Source organism: Prevotella sp. E15-22 (assembly GCF_023204875.1).
Classification (GTDB): domain Bacteria; phylum Bacteroidota; class Bacteroidia; order Bacteroidales; family Bacteroidaceae; genus Prevotella.
This window is the reverse complement of record NZ_CP096247.1, coordinates 2546160-2566250: the sequence shown is the minus strand read 5'-3', so window position 1 is coordinate 2566250 and position 20091 is coordinate 2546160. Positions and strand designations below refer to the sequence as shown.

Annotated in this window: 13 protein-coding genes, 1 tRNA gene and 1 pseudogene; 8 read left to right on the top strand and 7 right to left on the bottom strand. The window is 47.8% G+C overall.

Translation table 11 applies throughout. From position 1 onward, the window contains the following. Positions 1-6: 6 nt before the first annotated feature. From M1D30_RS10460 to M1D30_RS10450, 3 genes are all read right to left on the bottom strand, one after another. Complete coding sequence (locus tag M1D30_RS10460; protein WP_248507894.1) at positions 7-8739, bottom strand: hypothetical protein; 8733 nt, start codon at positions 8737-8739, stop codon at positions 7-9. Between the two features lie 363 nt (positions 8740-9102). After that, positions 9103-10188 carry an AraC family transcriptional regulator gene (locus M1D30_RS10455; RefSeq protein WP_248503753.1) on the bottom strand — a complete coding sequence of 362 codons (1086 nt, stop codon included), beginning with the start codon at positions 10186-10188 and terminating at the stop codon, positions 9103-9105. Positions 10189-10257: 69 nt separating this feature from the next. Continuing rightward, entirely contained in the window at positions 10258-11691 is a 1434-nt protein-coding gene (locus M1D30_RS10450) for a DUF1254 domain-containing protein (protein ID WP_248503752.1), read from the bottom strand. 373 nt (positions 11692-12064) lie between these two features. Between M1D30_RS10450 and M1D30_RS10445 the strand changes: the two genes are divergently transcribed. Then, positions 12065-12631, top strand: a complete 567-nt coding sequence (locus M1D30_RS10445; protein ID WP_248503751.1) for a hypothetical protein — start codon at positions 12065-12067, stop codon at positions 12629-12631. 19 nt (positions 12632-12650) lie between these two features. Here M1D30_RS10445 and M1D30_RS10440 read toward each other — a convergent pair. Further along, positions 12651-13502, bottom strand: a pseudogene (locus M1D30_RS10440) (IS3 family transposase); the annotation flags it as partial. Next, positions 13487-13993, bottom strand: coding sequence for a helix-turn-helix domain-containing protein (locus M1D30_RS10435; RefSeq protein ID WP_371874186.1), 507 nt, complete (start codon positions 13991-13993; stop codon positions 13487-13489). The pseudogene M1D30_RS10440 and the gene M1D30_RS10435, both read right to left, overlap by 16 nt. 80 nt (positions 13994-14073) lie before the next feature. Between M1D30_RS10435 and M1D30_RS10430 the strand changes: the two genes are divergently transcribed. Next, positions 14074-14619: a helix-turn-helix domain-containing protein gene (locus tag M1D30_RS10430; RefSeq protein WP_248503747.1), complete on the top strand. Its 546-nt coding sequence runs from the start codon at positions 14074-14076 to the stop codon at positions 14617-14619. Between the two features lie 42 nt (positions 14620-14661). On the opposite strand, the gene M1D30_RS10425 is transcribed toward M1D30_RS10430, so the two are convergent. After that, a tRNA-Thr gene (locus M1D30_RS10425) sits at positions 14662-14735 on the bottom strand. A 266-nt stretch (positions 14736-15001) separates the two neighbouring features. Here M1D30_RS10425 and M1D30_RS10420 point away from each other — a divergent pair. From M1D30_RS10420 to M1D30_RS10395, 6 genes are read left to right on the top strand one after another with little or no spacing between them, the layout of a single operon-like run. Continuing rightward, positions 15002-15541: a DUF4199 domain-containing protein gene (locus M1D30_RS10420; protein WP_248503745.1), complete on the top strand. Its 540-nt coding sequence runs from the start codon at positions 15002-15004 to the stop codon at positions 15539-15541. Between the two features lie 9 nt (positions 15542-15550). Then, on the top strand, positions 15551-16504 hold the full coding sequence (locus M1D30_RS10415) for a glycosyltransferase family 2 protein (protein ID WP_248503744.1): 954 nt from the start codon (positions 15551-15553) through the stop codon (positions 16502-16504). A gap of 2 nt (positions 16505-16506) precedes the next feature. Then, positions 16507-16995, top strand: a complete 489-nt coding sequence (locus M1D30_RS10410) for a DUF6452 family protein (protein ID WP_248503742.1) — start codon at positions 16507-16509, stop codon at positions 16993-16995. After that, positions 16952-17641: a DUF6048 family protein gene (locus M1D30_RS10405; protein WP_248503741.1), complete on the top strand. Its 690-nt coding sequence runs from the start codon at positions 16952-16954 to the stop codon at positions 17639-17641. Before M1D30_RS10410 ends, M1D30_RS10405 begins: the two co-directional genes overlap by 44 nt. An 8-nt stretch (positions 17642-17649) precedes the next feature. Further along, a complete protein-coding gene (locus tag M1D30_RS10400; protein WP_371874080.1) occupies positions 17650-18585 on the top strand; it encodes an FAD:protein FMN transferase in 936 nt (311 codons plus the stop codon). Beyond that, positions 18575-19249, top strand: a complete 675-nt coding sequence (locus tag M1D30_RS10395; protein WP_248503739.1) for a Crp/Fnr family transcriptional regulator — start codon at positions 18575-18577, stop codon at positions 19247-19249. Before M1D30_RS10400 ends, M1D30_RS10395 begins: the two co-directional genes overlap by 11 nt. 43 nt (positions 19250-19292) lie before the next feature. Here the strand turns inward: M1D30_RS10395 and M1D30_RS10390 are convergent, their stop codons facing one another. Next, positions 19293-19943, bottom strand: a complete 651-nt coding sequence (locus tag M1D30_RS10390; RefSeq protein WP_248503737.1) for a M15 family metallopeptidase — start codon at positions 19941-19943, stop codon at positions 19293-19295. Positions 19944-20091 lie beyond the last annotated feature (148 nt).

The window sequence follows — 20091 nt, the reverse complement described above, 5'->3', positions numbered from 1 at the left end:
TCGTTTTTACTTTTTTACTTTTTTACCATTCTGGATATACAGTCCCTTCTTCGCAGGCTGCTTGTCGAACTTGCGACCCTGCAGGTCGTACCAGCCATCAGACATCATATCCCTTCCGTCTGAGATCGATACGATTCCCGTGGTCTCGCCCTCGCCAAAGTCAATCTCGAAGCTACGCGCCTTTTCGTACGAATAAGTCTTGAAGTGACAGCGCAAGGCGTGCAGCGTGCGAGGATTCTTCGAGTAGCCCAACTGATTCTTGGCAGAGAGCAAGATGATCTCGTTGATATTGCCCTCGTTGTCGCCCGTGGCGCCACTCTCCACGATGTTGAAGGGCGAGTACTGACCCACGAAGCTCACGTTGTTGTCGTTGCTCATCACCTCCGTCGGTGTGGTGCTGCTGATGATCACACCCGTGAACACAGGGTCCTTGATGTCGTCACCCTTTGTCTCCCACTTAATGATGTAAGGCGTGCCAGCCGTCAGCACCTCCTTCTCGTCCACGAAGGACAGAGACAGCTTGCCATTGTTCAGCGAGCTCTTCTCGCCATCCATCTTCATCACCGTGGCACCCTCCAGCGGACTGCCTTTCAGTGTCACGTCGAAGGGCAAGCACAGCGTGTTCCAGTCGCCATCCTTATAGAGCATGCGGTCGGCGAGAGTGACGGTGAGTCCGCTCATACCGTTAGCAGCGGCGATGCGGTCGGTGTTGTCCCCGTTGTCGGCGAGGATGAGATTATAGGTAACGTAGAGCGTCTGCTGACCATTGGCATCAGGGCTGATGCCGCTTGCAGCAACAGTCTTCTTGTCATCGCTGTAGAATCCGTCGCTGATGATACCGTCTACCTTCATTGCGCTGATATAAGCGCTGAGTGCATTCGGCGTATTGGTATGGATGTCATATAACTTGTCTCCATCGCTACCCGTAGATGATGAGTAAGAACCAGTGAACATCACCTTGCCGTCGGCAGAGGTCTGTGTCATCTTGGCAACAGCCTCAGCACTGTTGTCGATGGTGACAAGGTTAAATACAGGATTGACGACGAGAATCATCGCAGGTGTTACCGCATTGTCTTTCTCCATCCAACCGCTACCCAGGTAATCGTTGCCCAGCAGCGTTTCGTTATCCAAAGTGCCAACGGCCTCGCCCTGTCCAGTATAGTGGGTGCCATCGTTGAATTCCTCTGTATAGTAGCTGTTTGTGATGTTGGCACCGTTACGTGCAAAGGTAGCACACTCGGTGTTGTTGACTGGGTATTTGCCTTCAGGCAGTTTGGCAGGAGCATAGAGGCTGTTACTGATATTGAGAGTACTATTATTCCAGCCCACGAAGCCACCGCATTTGTTAGTAGGATGATTCTTCTCGGTGGTCATCATACCGTTGAACATACAGTTTTTGATATTGAGCTTACCTGTTGACTTGCCTACGAGTCCGCCATGGGTACCATCGTTGTCGTCCTTGGTTACAGTACTGTGGATTTCCACGCTGGAGACACAGTTCTCGATGGTGTTGTTATAATCCTTAGCAATACCGATTATACCACCGGCATATTTAGCCGTTTCGGTAGTGATAATGCCATCCACTGTCAGATTCTTGATGGTGGCGCCATAGGTAAAGCGGAAGGGAGCGACACCATGGTCTGACTCGGAGGATCCTGCTGTCTTGTCATAATACAAATTGACAGTCAGTTTGTGACCATTGCCGTCGAAGGTGCCTCTGAAGGGAGAATGATAATCGCCCACCATCTTTGAGACTTCAATATCAGCGTCCAGACGCACCAATTTGTCTTTATAGCCTTCATTGCCATAAATCACGCCATTGGCGAAAGTTTTCCAGTCTTCTTCAGTCTTGATAACCAGGTCGGCAGGCTTTTCCCACTTCACGATATAAGGTTTACCAGCCTCGATGGTGGTAGCCTCGGTGAAGTTCAGTGTCATTTCGCCATCTGTCAGGTTGCTCTTGTCAGCATCGAACTCCTTGATGGTAACGCCAGCGAGCGGTGAAGCAGCAATCTGCTTCTCATCCATTGAGAAGGGCAGGCAGATGGTATTCCATTCACCGTCCTTATAAAGTGTGCGCCCGCTGAGGGTTAGGCTGTTCATAATCTTGGTGTCCGCCTGCGCAATAACGCTGGTGTTATCAGTACCATTGTTGGCCAGCTCCATGACGTTCTCTGTGAACGTAGCCGAGACAGAGACGTCCTTGTCAGAGAGGGTAAGAGAATAGACGCCATTCACCGGTTCCAGTACATGGTCGGTGCCATCGTTATAGCTAACGGTACCGATGCTGTAGCCCGGGGCTGGTTCTACGTTCAGGGTGATGGCCTCAGAGCTGCCCTTAACGGCAAAACACTTGTCGGGGACAATCTTACCGTTTTTGATATCCTTATCCACGAAAATGCCATGGCCTACGGCAACTTTGAATTCATATCCATGATAGCTATTATGCCAGCTATTGGAATCAAAGTGAACCTTCATGTTGCTTCCTCCTACGACATCAATATTATTGCGATCACTTCCGCTAAACAGCTTGGTTTCGCTGTCTCCATCGACATCATAGATGGAGAGGGTGTGACCTGATCTTGTATACATTGTTCCTTTCAACCACAGACTGTAGTCCTTAGGAGCTTTCAGTATGAGGGTTCCATTGCAGTTGTCGCTGTATGTATCATTCTTACCGCCATCATCATAGACAGTGAACGACTCTGCACAAGTAGGAATGGTGACAGTTACATCGCCTGTTGTAGGCATGTTTATGAAGTAATTATCGTCAGCCTTCACCTTATTAACATACGTCGGGGTGATGGTAACAGATGAGTTAGGCATGGCAAAGCTTACCTGGTTGGTGGCATTATACCACTTCACATCACCGATGATGCTGACAGGTTGATTGTCGGCATTCATCACAGAGATACCAGTAAGACAGTAGCCGTCTGCGGCCTTGTCCGTCAGGGTAACGATATTGTTTACCTTTGCGTTTGTAACAGAAGCACCGTTTATGGATGCTGTGAGGCTTCCGCCCGTGACGGTATTGATGGCAATATCCTGTTCAACAGATGTGTCAACAATCGTTACGGTAAGGTCGAGTCCCGCTCTTCCATCCCTCCAATCAGATGGTCTGAAATTGATCAGCATAGATCTTCCAGAGATGACGTTAGGACCTACACTGAGGCCGTCATCGAGGCCAGACTCAGCACGTATCTGAGCCAGTAGCGGATCACTGGTGGTGGTACCATTATAGACATCGAGGTAAGAATAATAGCTGGCTGTCATGGTACCTGTCAGCTGGATGGCACAGCCCTCGGGGGCAGTGAGTACAATGGCAGATTTCTTCTTGTCGTGTTTGCCATCCTTGCCTCCGTTGTCGTAAACCTTGAACGACTGTACTCCCACGGGGACAGTGACATTCATCGTCTCATCCGATTTCATATTGATGAAGAGGCCGCCTTCGGCAGTCTTTGCGTTGGTGAACGACGGGGTGACGGTAACGGCAGAGGCGGGCATTCTGAATGAAGCCTGTTTCTTATTCAGGTACCAATAAGTCTCTTCGATGTCAACAGCCTTGTTGTCTGCATCCACCACGCTGATGCCGTTCAGGAGGTAGGTATCATCCAGGGTGGCCGTCAAGGTGACGGTCTCGTTTACGGCTGCCTCTGTGACAGTAGTGTTGTTGGTTGATGCAGCCAAACTACCGCCTGTGGCATCGTTGATGGCAATAGCCTTTTTAGCAGAGATATCAATAAGCGTCACGGTGAGGTTGATGCCTTGAGCGTTTGAGCTGCCGTTAGAATACAAGCAGAACGTCATGCTGCGATTAGAGGTTACTAAGGGAGCAATAGTAACTTCATCATAGGAGTTGGTTCTCTCGAATATCTTAAGGGCATTGCAATCATTGCCGTCATAGATGGAGAATCTGCCAGAGTAATACATTCTTACGGTACCTGTCACCTGAAGCTCATAGCCCTCAGGAGCAATCAGTGTGAGCGTTCCGTCACAGTTATTGCTGTAGTAATTCCTGGGGCCGCCATCGTCGTAGAGCTTGAAGGAGTGTACGCCCTTGGGAATATCAACCGTCTGCACGCCGGTCTGTGGCATCTTGACGAAGAGACCTCCGTCAACTGTCAGGTCGTTGGTGTAGGTGGGAGTAACAGTAACATCGGTGCAAAGCATCTTGAAGGTGGCAGTATTAAACAAAGAACCCTGCCAGTCTATCTTAACGGGCAGATCATAGCTGTCCACCACACTGATATCTGAAAGGAAGTAGCCTTCGGCATTTGTATTTTTCAGTGTAACGGTCTCGTCTAACTTGGCTGTTTCATTACTGCTACCGATGCTTCCACCCTCAGCGGGGTTATTAACGGAAATCTTGTTCTCATCATCGGGACCGACGACCTTCACAGTAAGGTCGATACCGGCATTCGTGCGAGAAGCGTCTTTGTATGCTGAGAGGTTGATGGTCAGGCTTCTGCCAGAACTGATGACGGTATTGCCAATTTTCGCAGGTGTATCGTCCGAATTATCCATCCTTACCAGTCGGGTGTCTTGGTCGCTGGTGCCATCATAAATATACAGGTAGGAGAATGGATAGGTAATTGTAGTACCGGAAACCTCGAGTCTGCAGCCTTCGGGGGCAGTCAGCACAAGGCTGCCGTCGCAGGTGCTGCTGTAGTCGCCATCCTTGCCACCATCGTCATACACCTTGAACGACTTAACGCCAGGGAAGGTGCTAAGGTCGATGGTCTTGGTGCCTGTCTTGGGCAGGTTGACGTAGAGGCCACCATCGGCTGTCAGTGTATTGGTATACGTTGGGGTGACAGTGACGGCAGAGCCCGGCATGGTGAAGGAGGCAGAGGTATTGCCTGTGTACCAGAGCATATCTGTTGTGCTGACGGCATTGTTATAGCTATCCACTACGCTAAGGTCGCTGAGCACGTAACCAGTTGAGGTTTTAGACATCAGCGTGATAACATCGTTCACCTTGGCGGGAGTATTGTTAATTCCCACGCTACCGCCATCGGCAGGTTTCTTAACAGTGACGTCGTTCTCAGCATCGGCCTTGACGACCATCACAGTAAGATCGAGTCCGCTCTTGACACGTGAATCATTAGACCAGAAATAGAGTGTCATGCTCTGACTCTTGGTGGTAACGAGACCGATGCTTGAATAGAGCTCATTCTTCTGGTCAATCAGAGGAGTTCCGTTGACATCCTTGCCATCATAAACGCTCAGGTAGTCAATAGCACTGTACATATCCGCATTACCAGAGAGTTGAAGTACATAGCCATCGGGGGCATTCAGCACAAGGGTGCCGTCGCAGTTATTGCTGTAGTCGCCATTCTTGCCACCATTGTCATAGACCTTGAACGACTGGATGGTTGTGGGGATGTCGATGGTCTTGGAATCTGTTGCAGGCATGTTCACATAGAAATGGCCGGCTGCAGGATAGGTGAAGTCATTGTCGACAGAGATACCTGTGGATTCGTCTACATTGGGATGCCACAAGGCATAGAGTGTTACGTTGGCTCCTGGTGTCTCGGCCAGATTCTTTGCACTCGCACCGTCGGTAAACATCAATTTGCCATCAGCAGATGTTGACCATCCCAGGAAAGCATCGGTGGGATTAGCAGCCGTGTAAGTGTTGGCCGTCAGGTTCTGTGCAATATCGTGAACGAAGGCCTGTGCTGGCATAGCGCTGCCAGAGCCGCCATTGGCATCGAAGCTGACGGTGTAGGGATAGAGTATGACATTATCCATGATAGATCCTGTTACCTGGGTACCTATGGTTATGGTGCCGGTGTTAGGACCTCCGATACAATAATCGCTATTACTACCCTTTGTTGCAGTAATGTTTCCTCCGCTAATGGTGATATCACCACAAGAACCATTTAAAGCACAACCGATGACAGCCGCATAAGGACCTCCCAAGGCTGTGATGTTACCGCTCTCAATTACGATGTTACCACATTTTCCTTCATAAGTTCCGCCGATTGCAGGAGAATAGTAACGACTGCTATTGTCTGCCGTGAGCGAACCGGTACCCTTAATGGTCAGTGTTTTACCTTCGGGGACATAGATGGCAGGATTGCCGTTCTGAAAGGCAGTCAGCGTATTTTCTGTGCCGTCGGCCAGGATAATGGTAGCATCACCCTCGCAGGTGAGGGCAGCCCAAGGACATGAGCTCCAGTCCTTTCCAATAATACTCATTCCGTTGAGTGTCACTGTGGCACCGTCGGCGATGGATATCTTTTTGTAACTACCGAATTTACCGGAGATGACATCGCCATCCACGAATGTGAAGTCTGTGGTGATGTTTGTGAGGTCGCACACAAAGAATTTGACGCTCTGCTCGCCACTATAGTTGCCTTTGCCCAGGAAAGTCAGTGTATAGTTACCCAACTCAGAGACGGTAAGGGGTGACTGGTCGGTAACGTCAGTGCCGTTGATCTTCACAGTGAAGTCCGTACCTTGTGTCAACACATTTTCATTAACATCTTTCAGAGTGAAGTTTAATGTGATTGGCGAACCATAATAACAATAATGATCCTTGATGCCGTCCAAGGTTGCTGTATTCAAGACGTTAGTAGCTGTCTTTCCATAGTAAACATAAGGAGTTTCGCGGACTCCTCCGACAGTACCTCCGACGGGATTGCCCTGATTGTCAAGTTTACAGCCGACGGTGACAATACCGACGGGACTGTCATCATAATCCCAACCTATACTGCATCGTGCATAAGAGCCCCTTGTTGCCGACACACAGTACACATCTTCTGTGATGGTGATATTGCCGCAAGGACTTTTTTTGATAGAACCGATTCCTATGCCATGAATACCTTGACTAGTGGTTGTAACGGTACCGCCACAGATAAGTATGTTGCCGCAAGTACCATGGGTATTGCTACCGATTCCTGCGCCTCCTTCACCACCAAAGGCGGTAACCTCGCCACCACTGATGGTAACATTGCCACATGATCCATTATAAGAAGCACCAATACCCACTCCACCATAAGATGAGGCAGCATAGACGGTACCGTCGGTGATGGTAATGTTACCGCATTTCTGACCGTAACCACCACCAATAGCTGCACTGGTGTTACCACAATTAGCGGTTATCTTTCCGCCCTCGATAACAATGTTACCACAGGCTGTTCCATCAGTACTACCACTTCCGATTGCCGCAGCTGACCAACCACGGATTCTGCTTGTGGAAGCAATCAGCGTACCATTGCCTCGGATAGTCAGGGTATATTCGTCACCAGCATCCGAAGCATTATGAGCAGCCTGGATAGCGGGATAATAATTATAGAATCCAGTAATCGTATTTGTTGTTCCGTCGGCTAGGATAATAGTGGCATCGCCCTCGCAGGTGAGGCCTGCAAACGGATAGTTGCTATTATCAACACCGTTGATAGTAACATTATAGAGCGTCACCGTAGCACCAGCGGCAATAGACAGCTTAACATTGCTGTTGAGCGTACCCGTCAATACCGTTCCGTCTGTAAAGGTTGTGGGAGAGGTAATCTTACTGAGGTCACCAACATTCTCGGCCTCAGCAACAACGAAGTCAAAATTTACTGTATTGTCAGGGACAACACCCGTAATGGCCAGGGTGTAGTTACCCGTTTCCCTTACCTCTGAAACAGTGGAACCGTTCTTCTTGAAGGACTCGGTATAGTCTTTACCCTTGGTCAGAACACTACCATCGGCTGCCTTTACGGTGTAGTCTAACGTAATGGCCGAGCTGGTATATTTATAAAATGTATTGATACCTGTAAAGGTGACAGGTGCATAGTATCGCACATTGTCTGTCGCTGTAATCTGCGCATAAAGATTCTTGTTGAGAACACTGCCGGGGATGACATCGGCAGATGCATACACCCTTGTTCCCGGATTAACGATGGATTTCTCATCAGTCAATGTAGGATCTGCCGTATAATAGCAGTTCTTGAAATCGGATTGGTAAAAATCGAAATTACTATGACGGATAGCCATGGGATGGAATCCGTTAGAAGCTGAGCCTGTGTAGCTGCCCTTGAAAAGATAGTTGTTGATCTTAAGGCAACAGGTATTCGTGCTCCAACCAGCCAAGCCACCCGCATAACCAGTTTTATTATCCATGGTGCCGCTGAATATGACATTCTGCAGATTCACTCCGCTACTATTAATGTAACCAATTACACCACCCATTGTACAGTCACCACTGGAAGCGGGAACACTGACATTGACATCTACCTTACAATTATTAATAGAACAACAATTATAGATGGAGCCGTTACATAAACCGACAAGTCCAGCAGCGTAGGTAGCACCCGTAACGTTACCAGTGACGGTGAGGTTTTTAATCTCACACGAGTTACTATATTCACTACGTGCGATTGTGCGGAAAGGAGCCGTACCCTGATTCTCAGTATCACTGATGTTGACATACAGTGTCTTGCCATTTCCGTCAAATACACCCACAAAAGGGTTTGATTTTGTACCTACGGCTACCGTGACAGAACTGGAACTGTTGTCCCATGAGTCACTGAGTTTGAAGTACTTGTTGAAATAAGTGCTGTTGCTTTTGCTGCTGTTGTTAATCCAACCGGCGAATGTTGTCCAGTCTTCGGCCGTATTGAGTACGTACGGGTCATATTTGTCGCCGCTTCCCGTAATTGTTGCCCACGCCCCTATAGACGTGAACAAGGCAAGGAGCAGCGTCATCGTTGCCCTTGCCAGAAATAAATGTCTTGGTCTTTGCATGTTGTTAATGTTATTATAATATTGATTAATGATTATTTTTGTCTTTCTGGATGATGCACCAGCAGTACCACAGAAACCAGATGGCTCCTACGGCAAGGGCGGCACAAAGAAGATAAGATAATGCTGTCATTGTTATTCGTTTGTTATGTTTGCGGGCGCAAAGTTACGCATTACTGATGGATAGGGGCATAACAAATCGTACAGGCTCATAACAAATGGATGTAAACCTCATTACACCGCGATGTAATGGGTATTACAACGGGGTGTAATGGGGATAACAAATTGTACACAGGGTGTAAGTAAGATGCAAAAAATGCCGATTTCATCGGTGAAATCGGCATTGGTCGTTGGGGTCCTAAGACCTTATCGCTTGGCTTGCTTCTGCTGGGCGCGATAGTAGGCCATGTAGTTAGAGAAGCCGGAAGAGAGGGCGGCCGACTCCTTGGTCTCGTCGGGATGGTCGGCCATGTACTGGTCGTAGTGGGTCAGACGCAGGCCGTTGACATAGCTGGCAAAGGAGGTAAAGCGGCGCTGGAAGGTCATCGACACATAGGTGCGCCCCAGTTGGCAGTGCTCCACCACATCGTCCACCTTGAGGTGGGGGTCGAGATAGGCGCGCTGGCCCTCCACATAGGCACGTATCTCGATTGCGGTCTGCTCGATGAGTTCGTCGATGTGCGCATCCTGTCGGGCCTCCTCTTCATGGTCTTCCTCGTCGTCCTCGGCGGTGGATGGCAGCATGTGCTGGCGGTGCCAGGCGGGCATCACGGTGAGCAGCAGCAGGAGATTGAACACGCCCAGCAGGATGTGCAGCACGGCCATCACCTGGCGCGAGTCGAGGATATAGGCGGGCCAGAGTAGGGGAGTGAGGATGAAGGGATAGATGATGACGATGCAGGCATAGCGCACGGGGAAGTCGTCGGGGTTGGAGTAGTTGGCATCGCGCGACTCGCGTATCCACGTCCACACCTGCCACATGGCCAGGCAGCAGAAGCCCAGCATCAGGATGCTCTCGGTGGTGATGACGTAGTGCCAGAACTCTATGCCCTCGGCATTCATAAACTCGAAGGGCAGCCAGGCGTTGAGCACGGGGATGAGCATCGTGGCGATGACGATGCAGGCGGCCACCCAACTCACAAACTTCCACCTGTTCCACTGCTTCACGGTGCCGGCATAGCAGAGCAGCAGCAGTCCTGTGTAGAAATAGTAGGTGGCGGGGAAGTAGCTCTTCATCAGCGTCCATGCCGCCTCGTTGGTGGGGTCGATGACATAGGGCAGGAGCAGGGTGGCCATGGAATAGACCAGGCACTGCAACTTGCGGTCGGGCCAGATATAGGCTCGCCGATCCTTGGGTGCCTGACAGGTGTGAAACCAGCGCACCACTACAAATGTCCAGCATGTGGTCACATAGAACATGGCCGCCAGACCGTAATAGTAATACTCGCTCATTCGTTTTGTCTTTCTACCTATTAAAGATTTATTGTTTGCAAATCAAGTGACATGTTCTGCTTTGTTGTATTAGTCCAAACGAGTGATGATAGGCATTGTCCACTCGTTGCTGGCTATGCGTTTTACGGGATTGTAAATGCGGAAGATGAGATGGAAATCATCAGCGGGTGCAGGTAACCAGTTGGCTTGGTGGGTAGTGTCGGCCTCGTTAGAGATATAGATGTCGAGTGAACCGTCCGGGTTGCGCTGCCATTGGTCGCGATCGGTGATATTGTATCGGTTTATGGGGTTGTCGTAGAGGAAATTATCCTCGCCGTAGAGGGTGACACTCCAGAAACCGTAGTCATTGGTGTCGGGCCAATTGTCTGGCTCGATGTGCAGACGGTAGTGGTGATTGCCGTTGAGATGCAGTCCTTTTGAGTCGACGTTGGCACGCGGATACACGGCTACACTGACGGGGTTGGCAGCGAGAGCTGCCACAGCAATGAGGGCACGGTAGTAGTACTCGGTGCCGAACTCGGCAATGGGTTCGCCATAGAACTGCCAAGAGCCGTTGGGCTTGATGAACTGCTGACTCTTCGGCATGGTGATGGTAATGATGTTTTTCACGAGGGCTGCCCACAACTGTTGTGCCTGACTGCCGAAGATACTGGCATCGAACTTCAAACCTGGTCCTACGTTGATACGCTTCAGGTCGGCAATCCACTCGGCATCGGCGGCAGCGGGCGGATTGGTCAGCATCAACTCGTTGGCGCGAGCGAAATAGTCGGCCATAGGCATGGTCATAATATAGTCCACGGGAGCTGCGAAGTCGTAGTCGGGATTGTGAACACCCTTGCCTGTGTATTCTTCACCTGTGGTGAGGTAGTCGCTGAGCATATAGGTTCGCATCTCGTTTTGTATGGCATAAACGTTGGGCAGGTCGTCCTCGCCCATGCAGACCGTGCGAAGCAGCATCCATGCGTGGTTGGTTGGACAGGCTATGTGTACCATGTCGGTAGGTACGCTGCCTTCGTAATTTGGGCCAGTGAAGCAATAGTAACCGTAGTCGCCTTTAATGTCGGTGGCCATGGGCGCTGCAATGCAGTTGCTCCATTCATCGAGTATCTGTGCAAGGCAGAATCGGTCAGTGTGTGGGAGACGCAGTACGACGGCATCGCCCGAGAGATCAAGCATCACCTGGGTGTAGTTGGTGTCGACATTGGGTGTCACCACTTCCTTGGTACTGGCATTAGCCAGTCGGCGGGCATGAATCAGTCTGTTGGCGGGTGCCTGCTGAGCAACGGGTTCCTCTACGTTGGTCATTTTAATATAGGTGGCATCCATCAGCATCAGCGGCAGTGTATATACGTAGGCGCGCTCCAGCAGTTGTGCTTTCTCTGCGTCGTTAAGTTCACCCTCGTTGTTGTCGTTGGTGCTGCTGCATCCTGTTCCAATGATGGTAGCGAGCAGAATGAGGACTGTACGCACGAACTTGTGTTCTTTTTGTCTTAACTGTTTCATGTTGTTGCTTGTATTATTGTTTCTTTTGTTTCTTTTTCATCCTGCGCTCTCTCCAGTTGCTGTAGTAATATAGTGTATAGAGAAAGCCTGCCCATAAACCAATATAAATGACAAGGAGGGGGAGGGAAAGCCACAGGGGCATGTCGAGAGCTGATTTCATATGCGCGTTTAAAATTTTGTACGAAGGTACAAAGAATTATTGGGATGATGATGCTTCTTGGATGAGTTGGTGTCTCAAAACAAAGTTTTAAGATAGAAAATGGTGTCTTAAAATATTGTTTTAAGATTATTTTTTGGCGATTTCATCGAGATTTTGTAATTTTGTTGGCGCAATGAATCCAAAATCTTTTGGACTCCATAAACAAAAGAATAGATGATAGGTATTACGGAAATGCAATATGGTGGAATGCTGACGATGGTGCTGTTGGCACTAACGGTGGCATTTCAGGTGCCCAGGCGCAGTATGAGGAATAAAATCTTTGCAAAAGCACGCTGGATGATGGCTGCCGGACTGGCACTAATAGCGGCGCAGTTCCTATTGCAATACATTGGTGGCTATAGGCAGATGGGGGTGACGCAGGCCGTATTCTGGAACCTGCTATTCTTTATGCCGTGCAGCATCAGTATTAACATGGCCATCCTTTTCGTACAAAAGAAAGGACATATTGATAAGAAGAATGTGTGGGGAGGTGTAGCTATGTATCTCATGACGGTTGCCTTGCTGTTTGGCGTTGCATTAACCGATGATACTCCTTTTGAACAGGAGTCTGCCTTGCTGAGAGTTGCTGAATATGTGGGGGCAACATTATTCCTGATAACACAGTCATATTATTTTGTGTCGCTATATAAGGGCTATCGTCGTATGCAGCGAGCGGTGGACGAGTATTATGACCATGAGAGAAACGACCTGTTGGGATGGATGGGACGCAGTGTGAAGTGAACCCCAAAGTTTGGACGGATTAAACAATCGAAGCAGTAAGCATCTTCCTGTATTGTACGGGCGACATGCCATTAAGCCTCAGTTTTATTCTCTCGTTATTATAATATTCCATGTATTCTACCAGGTCTTTGATGAAGGTGTCTGCTGATGTGTACTTTCCAGAATACAGCAGCTCTGACTTCATGAGACCAAAGAAATTCTCCATCATGGCGTTATCCAGACAATTTCCCTTGCGAGACATGCTTTGGATAATGCCATGTTTCTTTAGACTATTCTGGTAGGCTACGTGCTGGTAGTGCCATCCTTGGTCAGAGTGCAATACGACACCCTCAGGCAGCTTTATACGCCTGTACATCTGGTTGAGCATACCGAGTACCATTTCCATGTTTGGCTTCTCTGTGATTGAATATGCAAGAATCTCACCATCGCACATGTCAAGTATAGGTGACAGGTAAATCTTGCGTCCGCCTATCGTCATCTGGGTCACGTCTGTTGCAAGCTTCTGATAAGGTCTTTCAGCTGTAAAATCCCTGTCTATGATATTAGGCGCAGTCTTGCCAACTTCTCCTTTATAGGAGTGAAATTTCACCTTCCTCACCTCGCTCTTCAGTTCCATTTCGTCCATAAGCTTCTTGACTGTCTTGTGATTGATAGGACAGCCATCTTTACGGAGTTCCAGCGTTATACGCCTGTAGCCGTAACGACCTTTGTGCTTATGAAATACGGTGTATATCATATCTTTTACTTCCTTGTACCTGTCTTTCTTCTTGCCGTGCTTGAGGTGATAGTAGAACGTGCTACGCGCCATCTTCTTGAGCTCTAGCAGGACATCTAAGTCCGCATGCTCATTACGCCTTAGTTCTTCGATGGCTTGCGCCCAATCGCTCTGTTTTGGGTTTCTCTTTCCTCGACTAAGGCTCTCACTTTTTTTAGCAGGAGATTCTCCAGTCTTAAGCGTTCGTTCTCCTTGCGAAGACGCTCGTTCTCCTTTTCGTACTCTTCTTTTGGTAGTCGTTTAACCATATGCTCACCAGTTTGGAAATGCCTGGATCGTCGAGATTCCAGTGCTTCAAATCCATTTCGCTCAACCAATTTAACCCAATTGCCAATTATCGAGCTTGACAATTGATATTTGGCTGAAAGCTGGAACAAAGTTAATTCACTTTCCTGATAATCACGAACTATTTTGCATTTTTCTTCATATGAAAGCCTCTTTTTCTTCTTCGGCTTTAATTTTAGACCTTCAATGCCAAGGAGTTTGTAACTCTCTATCCACTCATATAGAATATGATGGCCTAAGTGGAGTCTACGGGACACAGAACGGGCTGACTCGCCTTGGAACACAAACCCAATTGCGGACATCTTTTCTTCTAAACTAAATTCTTTTTTCATTTGAACCTTTCTGTTGTGTCCAACTTTCTGGGTTCACTTCAAGTGTAACGATGTTGGCCTTTATCACGATGTTCGTGCCATTTGCCATATTTCAGGAGGGGTGGTTGCTGACAGCCTTTGCCTGTGCCTTCTTCATCATTATCTATTATTGTGCTAGTTGTTTTCATAATTACGGCATCAGTCAAGACTTACAGCGTGTAGAGGAGGCAGAATTGAGTCAGGAGAACGATGAGACAGAACCCGTGATCAGCGAGGCTGACAGACTGCGTGTGGAGCAGGCAGCTCAGAAATGGGTGGACCAAGGAGGCTATTTGAAGCCAAACCAAACACTGACCACCGTGGCCAACGACATGGATGTGCAGCGTTATATGCTGAAGGCATGGCTGCAGCAGACGGAGTATGGCAAGCTGACGAACTGGTTGAACCGATTGCGTACGGAGGAAGCACGCCGTGTGATGACGGAGCATCCCGATTGGGGTATTGAGTTTGTGGCAGAGCATTGCGGATTAAGTCTTTCCAGTTTCCATCGCGTGTTTCGTCAGTACTCTGGCATGACACCGGCAAAATTTCAGCAGGCGATGAAATTCGGAAAGTAATACAACAAAAAAGGAAAGGCTGTTTAACCTTTCCTTTTTTTGAGCCTCTTGTCGGATTCGAACCAACGACCCCGAGATTACAAATCACGTGCTCTGGCCAACTGAGCTAAAGAGGCGGGTGGGCAAGCGGTCTATATCGCACCGCTACAACCAAGTACCTTTGCTACGTTCCCGTCCTGGAGGATTCCGAGGGAGCTGGTCGTACAGGACTTGCCCGTCTTTCTGTAAAGCGGGTGCAAAGGTACAATAAAAAAGTGAGAAATACAAAGTGAAATGAAAAAAGTTTCAAATTTTAACTATTTTTTGAGACATAGCCCACGTTATATGCGGGAAATTGCGTAAATTTGCAGCAAAATAGTAACTTTTAAAACAGATTATTGCATTGACACCACCGGAATACATTCAGTTAAAGGCTTTTGCTCGTATTGATGGGGCTCTATTGTCGTTACTCTTCGTAGCCGCCTTTGCATGCTATGTTGTAGGATTGAAATCGCCTGTTTATGGTCTTTTGGCATTGTTAACCATTGTGCTGACCCCTGTTTTTGTTGTTGTCAGACTCAAGCGTTTCCGTGATGAGGCCCTGTTGGGCAAAATCTCATTCCGACGTGCCTGGTTCTATGTGGCTCTTATGTTTGGCTATGGCGGTTTACTGTTTGCCTTGGCACAGTATGCTTATTTGGCATATCTGGATCATGGTTATATGCTGATGGTGATTACAGAGATGCTATCCACGGCCGAGACAGCCGAATTGATTAAGCAAATGGGAATGACCGACCAGATTAGTGAGAGTTTGCATGTGTTGCAGAATACACGACCAATTGACTTTGCACTCAATATGCTGGTGACGGTGGTTCTGAGCGGCACGATGCTGGGTATGCCTATAGCCGCTGTTATGCAGAAGAAAGAAAAAGAAATAAAATAAGAATATACAATGGATATATCAGTTGTTATACCTCTTTATAATGAGGAAGAGTCCATTCCTGAGCTATATGCTTGGATTGAGCGAGTGATGAATGAGAATAATTTCTCGTACGAAGTTATCTTTATCAGTGATGGCTCTACCGACAGTTCTTGGGACATTATCTGTGATCTTCAGAAAAAGTCAGCACATGTGAAAGGTATTAAGTTCCGTAGAAACTACGGCAAGAGTCCTGCCCTCTATTGTGGCTTTGAGGAGGCGCAAGGCGATGTGGTTATCACGATGGATGCCGATCTTCAGGATTCGCCCGATGAGATACCCGAGCTCTATAGAATGATTAAGGAGGAAAAGTACGACCTGGTGAGCGGCTATAAGCAGAAACGCTATGACCCTCTGTCAAAGACAATACCTACCAAACTGTTTAATGCAACCGCTCGTGCCGTGAGTGGTATTAAGAACCTGCACGACTTCAACTGCGGTTTGAAAGCCTATCGTTTGGCAGTGGTGAAGAATATTGAGGTGTACGGTGAAATGCACCGCTATATGCCTTATCTGGCTAAAAATGCTGGTTTCGATAAGATTGGCGAGAAGGTGGTTCACCACCAAGCCCGTAAGTATGGCTCGTCGAAGTTTATGGGATGGAACCGTTTTGTTAATGGCTATCTTGATTTGCTGACGCTGTGGTTCCTCAGTACCTTTGGAAAGAAGCCTATGCACGTGTTCGGTTTCCTGGGTACCATTGTGTTCTTCATTGGCTTCTTGTCTGCTTTCCTTATTGGCGCCGACAAGTTATGGTGTTTGGCTAATGGTATTCCTCAGCGTTTGGTAACCGATTCGCCTTTCTTCTACATTGCCCTCACGATGATGTTGATTGGTACGCAGTTGTTCTTGGCTGGATTCCTCGGAGATCTGATTAGCCGTACATCAAACGTCAGAAATGAATATCAGATAGAGACAAAAATATGAGAATGCTAAGACTTCTTCCTCTGGCGGTTGTGGTGCTATTGCAGTTTGCATGCAGTAGCATCGACTGTCCTGTGGATAATGTTGTGGAAGTCAACTATATGGTAAAGGCATTTGATGGCGACAACGAGGTAGCCGACACACTGAAGGATACGCTGAATATCTGGAGCAGGCGCTTTGATGGCACGGATACTCTTCTTTACAATAGTGGCACGGGTGTAAAATCTTTCAGTCTGCCAATGAGTTACACTGAGCCGGAGGACGTGCTGGTGTTCAAGGTGACGGATACCTTGCATGTGACACAGATTGATACGGTTTGGGTGAGTAAAGAGAACATCGCGCATTTCGAATCGGTTGATTGTCCTACTCGCTATTTTCATCAGTTAACTGCTGTTAGAAGCACGCATGTGCGTATTGATACAATCATTATAAATAACCCATCAGTAACCTATGACTCGTCAGTCAAGCATCTGCATATACATTTCAAGGATTAGCATCAGTCTGCTGTTACTGCTTGCAACCGTAAGCACTCAGGCGCAAGGCTTCTTGAAACTTCAGCGCGATACGGTGCCTTTCTTCAGGGGCTTTGCTGTGTCTGCCGATTTGGTGGGCTTGGTACAGATGCAGGTGAGTGACTATGGTCAGTATGAGGGTGCTCTTCGCATCAACTTGCACGACCAGTATTTTCCTGTTCTTGAGTTGGGTGTTGGTCGCGCAAATCATGATTATGATGAAGTTACAGACTTGTCGTATAAAACCAGTGCGCCCTATTTCCGAATTGGTGCTGACGTGAATATTGCGAAAAACAAACATGCTCATAATCGTATCTATGCTGGTGTGCGCTATGGCTATACCAATTATAAGGTTGATATTGACTGCCTGCCTTTCAAAGACCCAGTGTGGAAAACTAATAGCTATTTCCGTATTGATGGTCAGCAATGTTCTCAGCATTGGGCAGAGGTCCTGTTTGGTCTTGACGCCGAGATTGCCGGGCCATTGCATTTAGGGTGGATGGTACGCTATCGCACCCGACTGGCACATGACGAGGGTAATATCGGTAATACCTGGTATGTGCCAGGTTATGGCAAGCAGGATACGTCGAATCTTGGCTTTTCGTTTAATTTTATCTTAGATATTTAGTGATGCGAATGCGTAGGATAGTATTTCTTTTGCTTACCGTGGCATTGTTGATGGGATGTTCTAAGCCCATGCCTTTTCAACGTCATAGCAATTTTGTGTTTGGAACGGTTTATAACATCACCTATCAATATGATAAGGATCTTCAGAAGGAGATTGAGGCGGAGCTGATGAAGGTTGACGCCGAGTTCTCGATGTTCAATAAAGAGTCAACAGTGGCAAGAATAAACCGTGGCGACTCGACAGTGGAGCGTAGTGAGATGTTTAATGAAATCTATCAGTTGGCGCAGACTGTCAGTAATGATACCTATGGCGCGTTTGATATAACGGTGGCTCCGTTGGTAAATGCGTGGGGATTTGGCTTTAAGCACGAACAGCTGCCAACGGCGCAACAAGTTGACAGTCTGATGAGAATCCGAAACCAGATGGACTTCAGTGCCATTGCAAAAGGCTATGGTTGCGATGTGGTGGCTCGTCTTTTGAAATCAAAGGGTATAAATAACTATATGGTTGAGATTGGAGGCGAGGTAGTTGTGAGTGGTCATAATGACAAAGACCAGCTCTGGCATATCGGCGTAAATAAGCCGGTGGACGACTCTACCCATATGGAGAATGAACTGCAAACGGTGCTCAGTATCACTGACCATGCCATGGCAACCAGTGGAAACTATCGGAACTTCTATTATCAGAACGGAAAGAAATATGCCCATACGATAGATCCTCGTACGGGTTATCCTGTGCAGCACAGCTTGTTGTCGGCCACCGTTATTGCCGATAATTGTGCTACTGCCGATGCTTATGCTACCTCGTTTATGGTTCTTGGTGTTGACGGAGCAAAAGAAGTACTTCTTCGCCATCCAGAATTGATGGCCTATCTGATATATGTTGATGAGGACGGACAGATGGCTGTGTGGAGTTCTCCAGCATTGAAAGACTATGAACAATGACCTGCGCCTATATGACAGTCTGCAACAGTTTCCTTTGTTTCAGGGACTAAGTCGGGCGGAGTTGCTTCAATTGGCTGGACAGACGAAATTCGGCTTCTTGAAGTTGCCAGAGGGAAAGACTGTGGTTCGTGAGGATGATACCTGCAATCAACTACTTTTCCTGATTAGCGGTCGGTTGGCTCTGACAACATACAGTGATGATCGCCGCTATTTGGTAGAAGAGCAATTGTCGGCTCCATGGCTTATTCAACCTGAGGCTCTTTTTGGAGCGCATCCTCATTATACCTGTTCAGTATCGACCATGCTGGAATCACACTTCATCACATTGTCTAAAGACGAGGTGATGCGCCTGTTGGATGATTTCCTGATCATTCGTTTAAACTACCTGAACATGATTGCAACTTTGGCGCAACGCCGTGGTCGCTTCCAGTGGCGCCGTTGCTCAGAGAATCTTCGTCAGCGTGTTGTACGTTTCTTTGTTGATCATTGTCAGTATCCGGCAGGCTCAAAACAATTTCGTATATTGATGACCCAGTTGGCCATGGAGGTTGGAGACAGTAGGCTTGATGTTTCGAATGTACTCAATGCCATGCAGAAAGATGAGTTGATTATTCTGCACCGTGGTCGAATAGAGATTCCATCCCTGGAACGCCTGCTGATGTAATCGTTTCCTGAGATGTTTCTTCGAAACAGCTTGTTTGTCTGTTTCACTTCACGTCTTTCTCAAAGTGCTGATAGTCTTTCGTGGTGCGCCAGTTGCCGCCCCATGAAAAGCCATGCTCAATAAAGAGCTGGTAGCATAAATCGCCTTTCTTTATCTTGTATGGTGTCGTTTTACCTGGATTGATATATTGTCGTCCTGCTGCAGGTTGAACAAACAAAGAGCCATCACTACGCTTCTTGACACATGGATTCTGTAAAGGGTTTATGTCAATGGCCATGCCCATAGAGTGCTTTGATAAGCGTTTGCTGCCTGCAATCTTTCGAAAACAGAAGCATGATGTGTTATTGGCTGTCATCGAGCGCTCGTCGTCTGCATGGTAATCGTCAATAAGTTTGATACGCTCAATAGGGTAGTGGGCCTTATACAGTTTTCGGAAGATATCAATCAAATCGTTGGCTATGCGCTTGTTGCAAACAAGTTCACCTTGGTGTTCGCGTCCTTGCGCGTCGAAGTGTTTCACCTTCAGATAGCGTAAGTCCGAACGCTGTAGCGTACAGTCTTTGGGAAACGACCAACCTTGCATGCGTGCGAATACCTCATGGTTCAGGGTGTCTATGCTGAAACCGTCGTCCTGCGCCATGCAGAGGAGACTTTGCAGGCACAGATATGTAATTAGTAACAGACTCTTTTTCATGGGGACAAAGGTAGCATTTTTTTTTGAATTCAACAAGTAGAGAGGGATTTTCCCCCTTAAAATAGGGAAACTCCCATGCGGGTTTAGGGTTTTCCTTTTGCATGAGAAACGGAAAACAGCTACCTTTGCATCATAAGAATAGAAAATA